Below are 13,822 nucleotides of genomic sequence, written 5' to 3'. Positions count from 1 at the left end.
CACGTCTATCCAGGCAACACGCGTCATCGTTGACGATTTTCGCGAGCAAGTTCGCTCCTACGGGAGGGCGAGGGTTTTCATTCATTACGGCCCGACCAGGTCTTCCAGTTCCTGGGCGCGGGTCTGGGTCATGTCCAGCACACAGGCGGAGCCGTTGACCTGATCGATGCTGCCGCCGGTGGCACTGCCGGCAAAGGCGCAATTGGCGTCGCGGTATTTGATCCACAGGCGCTGCACGTCCTGCAATTGCTGCTTGCGCGCGCCTTCCTGGGCGGCGAGGGCGGTCTGGTAGGCAGTGTTCAGGCGTTTGTCCTGCACCTTGGCCTGCTGGGTGTTGCACTTGACCATGTCGACGGTCGTGTTGGCGCTGTCCATGCATTTCTTCAGTGCGGCGTTGTCGGCGGCCGACGCGCTGCCGCACAGGGCGAGCAGCAGGGCGCAGGCGGTGAGAGAGGTGCGGGTCATGATCGAGTGTCCTGGATGTTCGTGGAGGCGCATTTTAAGACTCAAGCGTGCGCGTTGAGTTTCCGGTCTTTTCTGAATTTGATGTAAGAACACCCCCCGAATTTTCATGCGCGGCCGTTGGGCATGTCCCAACGCGACAGCGCTTATCTGTGGGCGAAAATTACTTTCATAAAAATTGAAAATGCTCCTCGGTAATGATTTATGAGTTTCACAACCAATTCGACGTGACCCTTTCCGAGGAGTACCGCATGGCCGCATCACCGGGCTTCGGGCTATTGGCATACGCCGCCATCGCCATCATTGCTTTGATCGTGCTGATTGCACGTTACCGACTCAACCCGTTTATCGTCATCACCCTGGTGTCCATCGGCCTGGCGCTGATGGCCGGGATGCCGGCGGACACCATCATGGGCTCCTACGAAGCGGGCGTCGGCAAAACCCTGGGGCATATCGCTCTGGTGGTCGCGCTGGGCACCATGCTCGGCAAGATGATGGCTGAATCCGGCGGCGCCGAGCAGGTGGCGCGCACGCTGATCAACCGGTTCGGCGAGCGCAATGCCCATTGGGCGATGGTGTGCATTGCCTTTCTGGTGGGGCTGCCGCTGTTTTTCGAGGTCGGTTTTGTGTTGCTGGTGCCGATCGCCTTTACCGTGGCGCGGCGTGTGGGGGTGTCGATCCTGATGGTCGGCTTGCCGATGGTTGCCGGCCTGTCGGTGGTGCATGCGCTGGTGCCGCCGCACCCGGCGGCGATGATGGCGGTGCTGGCGTATAACGCCTCGGTCGGGCAGACCGTGCTCTATGCGATTTTGATCGGCATTCCCACGGCGATCATCGCCGGCCCGCTGTACGCCAAGTTCATCGTGCCGCGCATTCACCTGCCGGCGGAAAACCCGCTGGAGCGCCAGTTCATCGAGCGCGAGCCACGCAGCCGTTTGCCGAGTTTCGCCCTGACCATGGGCACCATTCTGTTGCCGGTGGTGCTGATGATGATCGGCGGCTGGGCCAATCTGATTTCCACGCCCGGCAGCGGTTTCAACCAGTTCCTGTTGTTTATCGGCAACTCGGTGATCGCGCTGCTGGTGGCGACCCTGGTGAGTTTCTGGACCCTCGGCCTGGCGCAGGGTTTCAACCGCGAGTCGATCCTCAAGTTCACCAACGAATGCCTGGCGCCGACCGCGAGTATCACCTTGCTGGTGGGCGCGGGCGGCGGGTTGAACCGGATTCTGGTGGACGCCGGCGTGACCAACGAAATCCTCGGCCTGGCCCACGCGTTCAACCTGTCGCCGCTGGTGATGGGCTGGTTGTTCGCCGCGTTGATGCGTATCGCCACCGGCTCGGCCACCGTGGCCATGACCACCGCTTCCGGGGTGGTTGCGCCGGTTGCGCTGGGCCTGGGTTATCCACACCCTGAATTGCTGGTGCTGGCGACCGGGGCGGGTTCGGTGATCTTTTCCCACGTCAACGACGGCGGCTTCTGGCTGATCAAGGAATACTTCAATATGACTGTGATCCAGACCTTCAAGACCTGGACCGTGTTGGAGACCCTGATTTCGCTGGTCGCCTTCGGTCTGACGTATGGTCTGTCCTGCGTCCTGTAACCCGGAGCCTCCATGGACATCCTCTACCAGATCCGCGCCCGCCAGGCGTCTTTCAGTGCCGGCGAAGGGCGTATCGCCAAGCTGATGCTCGATGACGTGGGCTTTGCCGCGTCGGCCAGCCTGGAGGCGTTATCCCAACGCGCCGAGGTCAGCACTGCCACGTTGTCGCGGTTTGCGCGCAGCGTCGGGTGCCGGGATTTGCGCGACTTGCGCCTGCAACTGGCCCAGGCCAGTGGCGTGGGCAGCCGCTTCCTCGACCCGGCGGGCAAGCCTGAGCAGTCGGGGTTTCATCGGCAGATTCTCGGCGATATCGAAGCGACGTTGCGCCAGCACTTGTCGGGGTTCGATCAGGCCGGCTTCGTCGATGCGGTCAGCCTGCTGGGCAAGGCGCGGATGATCCACGCGTTCGGCATGGGCGGCCCGTCGAGCCTGTGCAGCGAGGAGTTGCAAGTGCGTCTGGTGCGCCTGGGCTATCCGATTGCCGCCTGCCATGACCCGGTGATGATGCGCGTCACGGCGGCGACGCTGGGCCCCGAGCAGGCGCTGATCGTCTGTTCGCTCAGCGGCCTCACCCCGGAGTTGCTGGACGTGGTGGCCCTGGCGCGCAACTACGACACGCCCATCGTCGCCATCACCCTGGCCGCTTCACCCCTGGCCGGGCTGGCGGATGTGGTGCTGGCGCTGCAACCGGCCGAAACCAGCTTCATCTACAAACCCACGGCGGCGCGCTACGGCATGCTGCTGGCCATCGACCTGCTCGCCACCGAGCTGGCGCTGGCCATGCCGGACGACAACCAGGAACGCCTGCGCCGCATCAAGCTGGCCCTCGACGACTATCGCGGCGGGCCCGACAGCCTGCCGCTGGGAGACTGATATGCAGTACGACACGCTGATCCGCCAGGCGCTGGTCATGGATGGCCGCAACACGCCTGGGTATGTCGCCGATGTGGGGCTGCGCGACGGGCGTATCGAGGCGATCGGCGACTTGTCGGCCGCGCTGGCCACGCACGTGATCGACGCCCGCGGCCGGGTGTTGGCGCCGGGGTTTATCGATGTACACACCCACGATGACACGGTGGTGATCCGTCAGCCGCAGATGCTGCCCAAGCTCAGCCAGGGGGTGACCACGGTGATTGTCGGCAACTGCGGCATCAGCGCCTCGCCGGTGAGTTTGCGCGGTGAGCCGCCGGACCCGATGAACCTGCTGGGCCCGCGTGAAGCGTTCACCTATCCGCGTTTTGCCGATTACCGCGCCGCCGTGGAACGCGCCCAGCCGGCGGTCAACGTCGCGGCGCTGATCGGCCACACGGCGCTGCGCAGCAACCATATGGACGACCTGCATCGCAGCGCCACTTTCGATGAAATCGCCGCGATGCGCGCGCAGTTGCGCGAAAGCCTGGAGGATGGCGCCCTTGGCTTATCCACCGGCCTGGCCTACGCCAGCGCGTTCAATGCCGAGACCGATGAAGTGCTGCAACTGAGCGAAGAACTGACGGCGTTCGGCGCGGTGTACACCACCCATCTGCGCAGTGAGTTCGAGCCGGTGCTGGCGGCCATGGACGAGGCGTTTCTGATCGGTCGGCATGCTCAGGTGCCGGTGATCATTTCCCACCTCAAATGTGCCGGCGCGGGTAACTGGGGGCGTAGTCCGCAGCTGTTGGCGGCGCTGGAGCAGGCGGCGAAAACCCATCCGGTGGGGTGTGATTGTTATCCCTATGCGGCGAGTTCTTCGACCCTGGATCTCAAGCAAGTCACCGATGCATTTCGCATCACCATCACCTGGTCGACAGCGCACCCGGAAATGGGCGGGCGCGACTTGCAGGCGATCGCCGCCGAGTGGGATGTTTCGCTGATGGACGCGGCCCGTCGCCTGCAACCGGCGGGGGCGGTGTATTACGGCATGGACGAAGCGGATGTGCGCCGTATCCTCGCGCATCCGCTGTCGATGGTCGGGTCGGATGGGTTGCCCGAAGATCCGTTCCCGCATCCGCGCTTGTGGGGCGCGTTTCCACGGGTGTTGGGCCACTTCAGTCGGGACGTCGGGCTGTTCCCGCTGCACACGGCGGTGCATAAGATGACCGGCTTGTCGGCGGCGCGGTTCGGCTTGTCGGAGCGGGGCGAAATCCGTGTAGGGCACTGGGCCGACTTGGTGCTGTTCGATCCGCTGCGCGTGCGCGATGTGGCGGATTTCAAGGCGCCGCAGCAGGCGGCAGAAGGGATTGATGGCGTGTGGGTCAACGGCGTGTTGAGCTACAGCGACGGGCAGCCGAATGGTCAGCGGCCGGGGCGGTTCCTGGCGCGCAGTGGGGATTTGCGGGCTGGGTTTTCGACTCTATAGTGGGTGCTCTTACACACGGAGCGGTTGCCATGCACTTAGGAAAAGTCACCCCCATCCTGCGGATTTTCGACGAGGCCAAGGCGTTGGAGTTTTATGTCGACTTCCTTGGGTTCAAGGTCGATTGGCAGCATCGCTTCGAGGCGAATTTTCCGTTGTACCTGCAGGTGTCGTTGGGTGAGTGCGTGCTGCATTTGTCCGAGCACCATGGCGATGCATCGCCGGGTGCGGCGGTGCGGATTCAGGCGCAGGGTGTAGACGCCTATCAGCAGCAATTGCAGGGCAAGGACTATCGTTTTGCCAAGCCAGGCGTTGAAGAAATGCCCTGGGGTTCGCGGGAGATGAGCATCCACGATCCGTTTGGCAATCGGCTGGTGTTTGTCGAGGAAGGCGAGGGCTGAGGGGTAAATCGCAGGCAATAAAAAACCGCCTTAGTAGGGCGGTTTTTTTGTGCAAACCCGGTTTGCGGCTGGGGTTGCGATCTCACAGGAAGCACTGACGTGTTGGCGATACTACTGCCGCTTCGGGGCTTTATGCAAGGCCTGACGATAGGTGGTCTTTCACTTGAGCCCCGCAAAAAACAGCAACAACTTTTAAGGGGAATTGGCCGTTGCTTGTCACACCTTGGCGTAGGGGACTGAGCTAGTATCGCCCTCGTTCTGCGTTCATCGTGAGGTAGGTTGGCTGGGTTCGCGCGCAAATTTTGGACCGACTGCCACGGGCTAGTAATCCGTGCCGGATTCATGCAAGAGAACCATAAACCCAGCCGCCTCACAGGAGCACTGACGTGCGTCCAAAGGCTCACATGTTCCGGTAAGTGCGCTGGAGGTAAGGCCCAACTCATGGAGGGCCGAGTATGTCTAAGTTTGCACGACGTGCGTGGAACCTCGTCATGAATGCCTTGCGTGTTTATCACGTATGGACATTCCTGCGAGACAGCTTCGATGACCGCTAAGGTCTGAGAAGTGGAGCCGCCCCGGTGCAGACCGAGGCGGCTTTTTGGTTTTTACACCCGGAAGTGGCTGACCATCTGCTGCAACTGGCTGCCCAAGCGCGCCAGTTCCACACTCGACTTGGCCGTCTCGTCACTCGCGGTGGCGGTCTGTTCCGACACGTCACGCACGTTGATGATGCTGCGGCTGATTTCTTCGGCCACGGCGCTTTGCTCTTCGGCTGCCGCTGCGATCTGCTGGTTCATCGACTGGATGTTCGACACCGTGCGGGTGATGTTTTCCAGGGATACGCCGGCCTTGCGCGTCAGTTCGACGCTGCTGTCGGTGAGGCTGCGGCTGTTGTTCATCACCGCGGCCACCTGCTGGGTGCCGTTCTGCAAGCCGGCCACCAGGCCTTCGATTTCTTCGGTGGATTTCTGCGTGCGCTGGGCCAGGCCACGCACTTCGTCGGCGACGACGGCAAAGCCGCGACCGGCTTCACCGGCACGCGCTGCTTCAATCGCGGCGTTGAGCGCGAGCAGGTTGGTCTGCTCGGCCACGGCCTTGATCACGTCCATCACGCTGCCGATTTTGTTGCTCTCTTGTTGCAGATGGCTCATGGCGTCGGTGGAACGCGCCACTTCGGCGGCCAGGCGTTCGATCTGGGCGATGGCTTCGGCCACCACCTTGTCGCCTGCGCGGGCTTGGCCATCGGCATCGGCAGCGGCCCGGGAGGCTTGCTCGGCGTTGCGTGCGACTTCCTGCACGGTGGCGGTCATTTCGTGCATGGCGGTGGCGACTTGATCGGTCTCGATCTTCTGGCTGTTCACCCCGGCACTGGTCTGTTCGGTCACGGCCGACAACTCTTCGGCGGCGCTGGCGATCTGGGTTACGCCGTCGCGAATACCGCTGATCAACTCGCGCAGGGTCGTGCCCATGCGCTGGATGCCTTGTTGCAGTACGCCCAGTTCATCGCGGCGGGTGACCTGGATATTGTGGCTCAGGTCGCCGGAGGCAATGCGCTCGACCACGGCCAGGGTTTCCTGGATCGGGCGTGTGATCTGGCGGGTGATCACCAGTGCCGCGACGATGCCGACCAGTAACGCGAGCAGCGTGCTGATCAATTGCAGGCTGCGGGCTTGGGCGCTTTCGGCGTCGCGGCGGGCGAGCTGGATGTCGTAGAGCTTATCGCTGATGGTGACGATATCCGCCCCTTGGGTGGTCATTTCGGCGCGCGCGGCGACGATATTGGCGTTAGCCGCCTTGTAGTTCTGCACCGCACTGCGATAGGCGCCGAGCGCGCTTTCCAGGGCGCTGAGCGCGACCTGTTGGCTGCCGCCGAACGCCGCGCCGAGGCCTTTCAAGCCGTTGATGGCTTTTTCGATCTGGGCGGCGGCGCGGGCTTCGGTGTCGGCGTTGACGTTGCCGGTGTAGCCGCGCACTTCGTAGCGGGCCAACTGGAACTCTTGTTTGGCATGAGTCACGGCCTGGTACTGGGTGAAGCGCTCGGGGTTGTCGGGCGTCTGCTGCACACTGCTGTCCAGTGCGTCGATCTGGGCGTTGGCGATGTCGGCCTTATCGCCCATGACCTGGCGCGCAGCATTGCCGGTACGGTAGGCCTCACGCATTTTGTTCAGCGATTGCTGATACGCCGTGATGACGGCTTTCTGCTCGTTGAGCAGTTTGACGTTGTCCGGGCTCTTGAAGCTGTCCAGGAGTGTTTGCTGCTGGGCGGCGAAGGCATCCAGGCTGGTTTGTACGTTCTGCGCCACGCTTTCATCGCCGTTGGCCAGCATGTATTGCAGGCGCACGATGCGCAGCTTGGTCAGGGAGGCGTTGAGCTGGGTGATGTCGCTCATCCAGTTGCTACGGTCGATCAGGCCGCCGAGGCTGGTCCAGCCGGTCAGCGCCAGGATCGAGGTGAGGACAAGCACCAGGCCGAAGCCCAGGCCCAGTTTGAGGTTGACGCTGATGTTACCGAACCAGCTGTTCATCGAGTGCTCCGCAAAAATGATGTTTGTCTGCTGGACGGTGTTGTTGTTTGAGCCAGCCAAGGTGTTTAGGCCATATCGGCGGGCGCAGGGGAAACTGAAACGATTAATTAGTCCGCGCGATGTACGGGACCCTGCATCACCGAGCATCGGCGCCAGGCAGGCATGACGTGGGCGGGGCTCATTCCGCACGCGCATTCTGTGCTAGTCTGCTGGCCCTTTTAGTTCTGGGCGGTGCGGGAAAACCGTGTTTTCAGCGCTGCCCTACAGCGGAGCCTCTTCATGTCCGAAGTTAATCTGTCCACCGACGAAACCCGCGTCAGCTACGGTATCGGCCGTCAGTTGGGCGACCAACTGCGCGACAACCCGCCACCGGGCGTGAGCCTGGACGCAATCCTGGCCGGCCTGACCGACGCGTTCGCCGGCAAGCCAAGCCGTGTTGATCAAGAGCAAATGGCCGCGAGCTTCAAGGTCATCCGCGAAATCATGCAAGCCGAAGCGGCTGCCAAGGCGGAAGCGGCTGCAGGCGAGGGCCTGGCGTTCCTGGCGGAAAACGCCAAGCGTGACGGCATCACCACTCTGGCTTCCGGCCTGCAATTCGAAGTGCTGACTGCCGGTGAAGGCGCCAAGCCGACCCGTGAAGACCAAGTGCGTACTCACTACCACGGCACCCTGATCGACGGCACGGTGTTCGACAGCTCCTACGAGCGCGGCCAGCCTGCAGAATTCCCGGTTGGCGGCGTGATCGCCGGCTGGACCGAAGCCCTGCAACTGATGAATGCCGGCAGCAAATGGCGCCTGTTCGTGCCGAGCGAACTGGCTTACGGCGCTCAAGGCGTTGGCAGCATTCCGCCGCACAGCGTTCTGGTATTCGACGTCGAGTTGCTCGACGTTCTGTAAGACCTGCTTTTGATTACCTGTAGGAACGAGCTTGCTTGCGACAAACGTCAACGATGACGCGAGCATCCTGGATGAACGCGTTGCTTGTGCGTTCTTCGCGAGCAAGCTCGCTCCTACAGGGTTTTGCGCGGTCGCTCATGGGTGAAACTTGCCATTGAGTTCCGTCGCCGGGCGCAATGCTCGGGCATAGCAGAACAGAAACAGGTTGCGCACCACTTCCTTCAGTACACCGGGTTCACTGGAACTCAGGCCATTCACGTCCAGGTCGCCCTGGTCCTGCAGTTCGTTCAGCGCTTCTTCCTCCAGCACCGCACAGACTTCCCCGGTTTCCCGATGGAGGATGCGCAGGTAAGGGTGTGGGCGGTCCAGCCAGGCATCTATCAAATAAGTCATGTCGTTCTCCTTGATGGGTTTCAATGAGAATAATTCTTATTCGTAGAATAGCAAGTGCCTATTGGCGGTTTGCGGATTTTTCTGCGTGGGTCGTGCGAGGGATCAACAGCCAGGGCGAAACGCCATCCCGCGGCGGGCGCGGGATGGAAGCAGCAGGATCAGACCTTGCGGACGAACTCGGACTTGAGTTTCATCGGGCCGATACCGTCGATCTTGCAGTCGATATCGTGGTCGCCGTCGCACAGGCGGATGTTCTTGACCTTGGTGCCGACCTTGACCACCAGGGAGGTGCCCTTGACCTTGAGGTCTTTGATCACGGTGATGGTGTCGCCGTCCTGCAGGACGTTGCCTACAGAGTCTTTCTTCACGGTTTCATCGCCGGCCACTTCGGCCTCGCCAGTGGCGGACCACTCATGGGCGCATTCCGGGCAGATCAGTTGGGCGCCGTCTTCGTAGGTGAATTCGGAATTGCATTTCGGGCAGGGTGGCAACGTGCTCACTAAAGCTCCTTAAAGGTCAGGATGGCTAAAGTCGCACATTATATAGGGAATTGTAGGAAGACAGGGCGCGGTCTTGGATTGGTAATACAAACTAAATGTGGGAGGGGGCTTGCCCCCGATGGCGGTATTTCAGTCTAAGCATAAGTTGACTGATCCACCGCTATCGGGGGCAAGCCCCCTCCCACATTTGGTATTTCTAGTGCGTGCGCGCGACCGCGAACTCGCTCAGCTCGACCAGGGCGTCCCGGTATTCGCTGGCGGGGAGGGCGTCCAGGCACTTGATCGCACGGGCCACGTAGTCACGCGCCAGGTGGGCGGTGTAGTCCAGGGCGCCGGAGGCTTCCACGGCGGCGCGGATGCTTTCCAGGTCTTCGATCCCGCCTTTCTGGATCGCCTTGCGTACCAGGGCCGCCTGTTCCGGCGTGCCTTCGCGCATGGTGTAGATCAGCGGCAAGGTCGGCTTGCCCTCGGCCAGGTCGTCGCCGACGTTCTTGCCCAGGGTCTCGGCGTCGCCACGGTAGTCGAGCAGGTCGTCCACCAGTTGGAACGCCACGCCCAGGTGGTCGCCGAAGGTGCGCAGGGCTTCGGCCTGCTCGGCCGTGGCTTGGCACAGGGCGGCGGCGCTGTGGGTCGAGGCTTCGAAGAGCATCGCGGTTTTGCCGCGAATCACTTCCATGTAGGTTTCTTCGGTGGTGCTGGCGTCACGCACCTTCGACAACTGCAACACTTCGCCTTCGGCGATGATGCGCGTGGCCTGTGAAAGAATCTTCATCACTGGCATCGAGCCCAGTTCGACCATCATTTCGAACGAGCGTGAGTACAGGAAGTCGCCGACCAGCACGCTCGGGGCGTTGCCCCACATCGCGTTGGCGGTCTCGCGACCACGGCGCATGCCGGACATGTCGACCACGTCGTCGTGCAGCAGGGTCGCGGTGTGCAGGAACTCGATGGTGGCGGCCAGCAGGCGCAGGTCATCGCCTTCGCGGCCCAGGGCCTTGCCGCACAGCAACACTAATAAAGGACGCAGGCGTTTACCGCCCGCCGACGTAATGTAGTCGCCAATTTTGGAGACCAGCGGCACTTTAGACGTCAGCTGCTGCTTGATGATGCCGTCGACGGCGCTAAAATCGTCCGCGACCGCGCGGTAGAAAGCTTGGGGTTGCATCAGCGACAGTCGCTCCAGAAGGGTTGCGCGGCATGCTAGGACCCTGACCCCGCAGTGTCAAGGCGCGATAGACGGCCTCTTGCAACGTATCCACGCCTTGCGTACAATCGCGCACCCTGAACTTCCTGGGCAGCACCTGCCTTACGCAATTGCATTCGGGACGTCCATCCCATGCAGCCATGCCAGCCAATACCTCTTCTTATAAAGCGCTGGGTGAGCAGGATTATCGGAGAAATACCATGTCGTACGCAGTAATTGTTACTGGTGGCAAGCAATACAAGGTCGCCCCAGGTGAATACCTGAAGATCGAAAAACTGGAACTCGCTACCGGCGACTCCGTGACTTTTGATCGCGTTCTGTTGGTCGCCAATGGCGATGACGTGAACATTGGCGCTCCAGTTGTTGCTGGCGCTACCGTTGTGGCTGAAGTGATCTCCCAAGGTCGTCACGATAAAGTCCGCATCATCAAGTTCCGTCGTCGTAAGCACCACATGAAGCGTATGGGCCACCGCCAGTGGTACACCGAGATCAAAATCACCGGTATTCAGGCTTAATTTCAGCCTAATTCCTCACTAGGAGAATTGACTCATGGCACACAAAAAAGCTGGTGGTAGTACCCGTAACGGTCGCGACTCAGAAGCCAAACGCCTTGGCGTGAAGATGTATGGCGGCCAGGTTATCATTCCGGGCAACATCATCGTGCGTCAGCGCGGCACCCAATTCCACGCCGGTTACGGTGTTGGCATGGGTAAAGATCACACTCTGTTCGCTAAAATCGACGGCGTGATCAAGTTCGAAGTAAAAGGCGCCTTCGGTCGCCGTTACGTGAGCATCGTCCCGAAGACTGACGTCGTCGCGGCATAATTACGTAGTTGCTGGAAAAGCCCTGTCTCGCGACGGGGCTTTTTCGTTTGTGGAGTGAGTCTCTTGCAAAGCTGTTTGTAATGAGCTCAAGCGCTGGATTCGCGGTCGTTGATTGAGGTCGCTGCGCTCATTTTTGCAAGAGTCTTATGTCTTGGTTTCTTAAGCTCGTCCGTGCGGCGAGAGGCGTTTTGTTATGAAGTTCGTTGATGAAGTTTCCATCCGAGTAAAAGCAGGCGACGGCGGTAACGGTTGCATGAGTTTCCGTCGCGAAAAATTCATCGAAAACGGTGGCCCCAACGGCGGTGACGGCGGTGACGGCGGTTCCATCTACATGATGGCCGACGAAAACCTCAACACCCTGGTGGACTACCGTTACACCCGGCACTTCGATGCCGAGCGTGGTTCCAACGGCGGCAGCACCGATTGCACCGGTAAAAAAGGTGAAGACATGGTGCTGCGCGTACCGGTCGGCACCACGATCATCGACTCCGCGACCCAGGAAGTGATCGGCGACCTGACCAAGGCCGGCCAGAAGCTGATGGTTGTGCAGGGCGGCTGGCACGGTCTGGGTAACACCCGTTTCAAGTCCAGTACCAATCGTGCGCCACGCCAGACCACGCCAGGCAAGCCGGGCGAGCAGCGTGACCTCAAGCTGGAAATGAAAGTACTGGCCGACGTGGGCCTGTTGGGCCTGCCGAACGCCGGCAAAAGTACCTTCATCCGCTCGGTCTCGGCCGCCAAGCCGAAAGTCGCCGACTACCCGTTCACCACCCTGGTGCCAAACCTGGGCGTGGTCAGCGTCGACCGTTGGAAAAGCTTCGTGATCGCCGACATTCCCGGCCTGATCGAAGGGGCTTCCGAAGGTGCGGGCCTGGGTATCCGTTTCCTCAAGCACTTGTCGCGTACCCGTTTGCTGCTGCACCTCGTCGACATGGCGCCGCTGGATGACACCAGCGCACCGGACGCCGCCGAAGTGATCGTCAACGAACTGACCAAGTTCAGCCCGTCCCTGGCAGAGCGTGATCGCTGGCTGGTGCTGAACAAGTGCGACCAGATCCTCGAGGAAGAGCACGAGGAGCGCGTCAAGGAAATCGTCGATCGCCTGGAGTGGACCGGTCCGGTCTACGTGATCTCGGCCATCGCCAAAGAAGGCACCGAACGCCTGACCCGCGACATCATGCGTTATCTGGAAGACCGCGCCGACCGCCTGGCGGCCGACCCGGTGTTCAAGGCCGAACTCGCCGAGCTCGACCAGCGCATCGAAGACGAAGCCCGCGCCCAGCTGCAAGCCCTGGACGACCAGCGTGCCTTGCGCCGCAGCGGCGTGAAGTCGGTCCATGACATCGGCGACGATGATTGGGACGAAGAAGACGTGGATGATGAAGACGGTCCGGAAATCATTTACGTGCGCGACTGATTCGTTGCAGTAAACTTAAGCGCCGCTCACTCGAGCGGCGTTTTGGTATCTGGGGATACCTGCAGTCACGAATGTAGTCACGAATAACGTTATGGGCGGCGCTGGGTCGCGTCCCGCCCTCTAACTAAGGTTGAAGATGATGCGGAGCAAAGTGACAGGTGCGCAGCGCTGGGTCGTAAAGATCGGAAGTGCGTTGCTGACGGCGGATGGCAAAGGGCTGGATCGCGCAGCCATGAGTGTGTGGGTCGAGCAGATGGTGGCCTTGCATGAGGCCGGCGTCGAGTTGGTGCTGGTCTCGTCCGGAGCGGTTGCCGCCGGGATGAGCCGCCTCGGCTGGACCGCGCGACCCAGCGCGATGCACGAACTGCAAGCCGCTGCCGCCATTGGTCAGATGGGCCTGGTGCAAGCCTGGGAATCCAGCTTCGCCGAGCACGGCCTTCACACCGCGCAGATCCTGCTGACCCACGACGACCTGTCCGACCGCAAGCGCTACCTCAACGCCCGCAGTACGTTGCGCGCGCTGGTGGAGCTCAAGGCGATCCCGGTGATCAACGAAAACGACACGGTGGTCACCGACGAAATCCGTTTCGGCGACAACGACACCCTGGCCGCTCTGGTGGCCAACCTGGTGGAAGCCGACCTGTTGGTGATCCTCACCGACCGTGACGGTATGTTCGACGCCGACCCGCGCACCAACCCCGACGCCAAATTGATCTACGAAGCCCGCGCCGATGACCCGGCGCTGGACGCCGTGGCCGGCAGCGTCGGCGGCGCGCTGGGCCGTGGCGGCATGCAGACCAAACTGCGTGCGGCGCGCCTGGCGGCGCGTTCGGGTGCCCACACGATCATCGTCGGCGGGCGCCTGGAGCGCGTGCTCGACCGCCTCAAGGCCGGTGAGCGCATCGGTACGCTGCTGTCGCCGGAACGCGGCATGCTGGCCGCGCGCAAGCAGTGGCTGGCCGGGCATTTGCAGACCCGCGGCACCCTGGTACTCGACGATGGTGCCGTGGCGGCGTTGTCCCTGGGTCACAAGAGCCTGCTGCCGGTGGGCGTCAAGTTGGTGCAGGGCAGCTTCCGCCGTGGCGAGATGGTGGTGTGCGTGGCGCCGGACGGTCGTGAGATCGCCCGCGGCCTGGCCAACTACAGCGCGCTGGAAGCGCAGAAAATCATCGGGCAGTCGTCTGAGGCGATTGTCGGTCTGTTGGGTTACATGGCGGAACCGGAACTGGTCCACCGCGACAACCTGATTCTGGTTTAAACGA

13 protein-coding genes and 2 pseudogenes are annotated in these 13,822 nt (G+C 61.7%); 9 read left to right on the top strand and 6 right to left on the bottom strand.

Features of this window, described 5'->3' with window-relative positions; genetic code table 11:
* Positions 1 to 84: 84 nt before the first annotated feature.
* Positions 85 to 465, bottom strand: a complete 381-nt coding sequence (locus tag C8K66_RS08330) for a lysozyme inhibitor LprI family protein (protein ID WP_017847739.1) — start codon at positions 463 to 465, stop codon at positions 85 to 87.
* 248 nt (positions 466 to 713) lie between these two features.
* Between C8K66_RS08330 and C8K66_RS08325 the strand changes: the two genes are divergently transcribed.
* From C8K66_RS08325 to C8K66_RS08310, 4 genes are read left to right on the top strand one after another with little or no spacing between them, the layout of a single operon-like run.
* Entirely contained in the window at positions 714 to 2,063 is a 1,350-nt protein-coding gene (locus tag C8K66_RS08325) for a gluconate:H+ symporter (protein WP_198718519.1), read from the top strand.
* A 12-nt stretch (positions 2,064 to 2,075) separates the two neighbouring features.
* Positions 2,076 to 2,936, top strand: a complete 861-nt coding sequence (locus C8K66_RS08320) for a MurR/RpiR family transcriptional regulator (protein WP_046488199.1) — start codon at positions 2,076 to 2,078, stop codon at positions 2,934 to 2,936.
* A 1-nt stretch (position 2,937) separates the two neighbouring features.
* Positions 2,938 to 4,401: an amidohydrolase family protein gene (locus C8K66_RS08315; protein WP_046382087.1), complete on the top strand. Its 1,464-nt coding sequence runs from the start codon at positions 2,938 to 2,940 to the stop codon at positions 4,399 to 4,401.
* A gap of 29 nt (positions 4,402 to 4,430) precedes the next feature.
* Entirely contained in the window at positions 4,431 to 4,799 is a 369-nt protein-coding gene (locus tag C8K66_RS08310; RefSeq protein ID WP_017847743.1) for a glyoxalase superfamily protein, read from the top strand.
* Positions 4,800 to 5,404: 605 nt separating this feature from the next.
* Here the strand turns inward: C8K66_RS08310 and C8K66_RS31600 are convergent.
* Positions 5,405 to 6,001 (bottom strand): annotated as a pseudogene (locus C8K66_RS31600) (methyl-accepting chemotaxis protein); the annotation flags it as partial.
* A gap of 258 nt (positions 6,002 to 6,259) precedes the next feature.
* A pseudogene (locus tag C8K66_RS31595) lies at positions 6,260 to 7,324 on the bottom strand (methyl-accepting chemotaxis protein); the annotation flags it as partial.
* Between the two features lie 279 nt (positions 7,325 to 7,603).
* Between C8K66_RS31595 and C8K66_RS08300 the strand changes: the two are divergent.
* On the top strand, positions 7,604 to 8,221 hold the full coding sequence (locus C8K66_RS08300) for an FKBP-type peptidyl-prolyl cis-trans isomerase (protein WP_017847745.1): 618 nt from the start codon (positions 7,604 to 7,606) through the stop codon (positions 8,219 to 8,221).
* Between the two features lie 135 nt (positions 8,222 to 8,356).
* Here C8K66_RS08300 and C8K66_RS08295 read toward each other — a convergent pair whose 3' ends face one another.
* The 3 genes from C8K66_RS08295 to C8K66_RS08285 form a co-directional block, all read right to left on the bottom strand.
* The gene (locus tag C8K66_RS08295) at positions 8,357 to 8,614 is read right to left on the bottom strand and encodes a hypothetical protein (RefSeq protein WP_003194088.1); all 258 of its coding nucleotides are present in this window, start codon (positions 8,612 to 8,614) and stop codon (positions 8,357 to 8,359) included.
* A gap of 158 nt (positions 8,615 to 8,772) precedes the next feature.
* Positions 8,773 to 9,114: a zinc ribbon domain-containing protein YjdM gene (locus C8K66_RS08290; protein WP_046382089.1), complete on the bottom strand. Its 342-nt coding sequence runs from the start codon at positions 9,112 to 9,114 to the stop codon at positions 8,773 to 8,775.
* Positions 9,115 to 9,310: 196 nt separating this feature from the next.
* A complete protein-coding gene (locus C8K66_RS08285; protein WP_017847747.1) occupies positions 9,311 to 10,279 on the bottom strand; it encodes a polyprenyl synthetase family protein in 969 nt (322 codons plus the stop codon).
* 239 nt (positions 10,280 to 10,518) lie between these two features.
* Here C8K66_RS08285 and rplU point away from each other — a divergent pair, with 239 nt between their 5' ends.
* The 4 genes from rplU (at position 10,519) to proB (ending at position 13,818) form a co-directional block, all read left to right on the top strand.
* The gene (rplU, locus tag C8K66_RS08280) at positions 10,519 to 10,833 is read left to right on the top strand and encodes a 50S ribosomal protein L21 (RefSeq protein WP_017847748.1); all 315 of its coding nucleotides are present in this window, start codon (positions 10,519 to 10,521) and stop codon (positions 10,831 to 10,833) included.
* A gap of 34 nt (positions 10,834 to 10,867) precedes the next feature.
* A complete protein-coding gene (rpmA, locus tag C8K66_RS08275) occupies positions 10,868 to 11,143 on the top strand; it encodes a 50S ribosomal protein L27 (RefSeq protein WP_007901871.1) in 276 nt (91 codons plus the stop codon).
* A 193-nt stretch (positions 11,144 to 11,336) separates the two neighbouring features.
* Positions 11,337 to 12,560 carry an Obg family GTPase CgtA gene (gene cgtA / locus C8K66_RS08270; RefSeq protein WP_017847749.1) on the top strand — a complete coding sequence of 408 codons (1,224 nt, stop codon included), beginning with the start codon at positions 11,337 to 11,339 and terminating at the stop codon, positions 12,558 to 12,560.
* 139 nt (positions 12,561 to 12,699) lie between these two features.
* Positions 12,700 to 13,818: a glutamate 5-kinase gene (gene proB, locus C8K66_RS08265; RefSeq protein ID WP_057005288.1), complete on the top strand. Its 1,119-nt coding sequence runs from the start codon at positions 12,700 to 12,702 to the stop codon at positions 13,816 to 13,818.
* The last annotated feature ends 4 nt before the right edge of the window (positions 13,819 to 13,822 follow it).

The sequence above is a fragment of the Pseudomonas sp. GV105 genome, assembly GCF_003058185.1.
Taxonomy (GTDB): domain Bacteria; phylum Pseudomonadota; class Gammaproteobacteria; order Pseudomonadales; family Pseudomonadaceae; genus Aquipseudomonas; species Aquipseudomonas veronii.
This window is presented reverse-complemented; position numbering and strand designations above follow the sequence as displayed.

Bases quoted from the DNA above. Each gene is read 5' to 3' on its own strand.
- C8K66_RS08330 (WP_017847739.1), bottom strand. From the start codon at position 465: ATGACCCGCACCTCTCTCACCGCCTGCGCCCTGCTGCTCGCCCTGTGC.
- C8K66_RS08325 (WP_198718519.1), top strand. From the start codon at position 714: ATGGCCGCATCACCGGGCTTCGGGCTATTGGCATACGCCGCCATCGCC.
- C8K66_RS08320 (WP_046488199.1), top strand. From the start codon at position 2,076: ATGGACATCCTCTACCAGATCCGCGCCCGCCAGGCGTCTTTCAGTGCC.
- C8K66_RS08315 (WP_046382087.1), top strand. From the start codon at position 2,938: ATGCAGTACGACACGCTGATCCGCCAGGCGCTGGTCATGGATGGCCGC.
- C8K66_RS08310 (WP_017847743.1), top strand. From the start codon at position 4,431: ATGCACTTAGGAAAAGTCACCCCCATCCTGCGGATTTTCGACGAGGCC.
- C8K66_RS08300 (WP_017847745.1), top strand. From the start codon at position 7,604: ATGTCCGAAGTTAATCTGTCCACCGACGAAACCCGCGTCAGCTACGGT.
- C8K66_RS08295 (WP_003194088.1), bottom strand. From the start codon at position 8,614: ATGACTTATTTGATAGATGCCTGGCTGGACCGCCCACACCCTTACCTG.
- C8K66_RS08285 (WP_017847747.1), bottom strand. From the start codon at position 10,279: ATGCAACCCCAAGCTTTCTACCGCGCGGTCGCGGACGATTTTAGCGCC.
- rplU (WP_017847748.1), top strand. From the start codon at position 10,519: ATGTCGTACGCAGTAATTGTTACTGGTGGCAAGCAATACAAGGTCGCC.
- rpmA (WP_007901871.1), top strand. From the start codon at position 10,868: ATGGCACACAAAAAAGCTGGTGGTAGTACCCGTAACGGTCGCGACTCA.
- cgtA (WP_017847749.1), top strand. From the start codon at position 11,337: ATGAAGTTCGTTGATGAAGTTTCCATCCGAGTAAAAGCAGGCGACGGC.
- proB (WP_057005288.1), top strand. From the start codon at position 12,700: ATGCGGAGCAAAGTGACAGGTGCGCAGCGCTGGGTCGTAAAGATCGGA.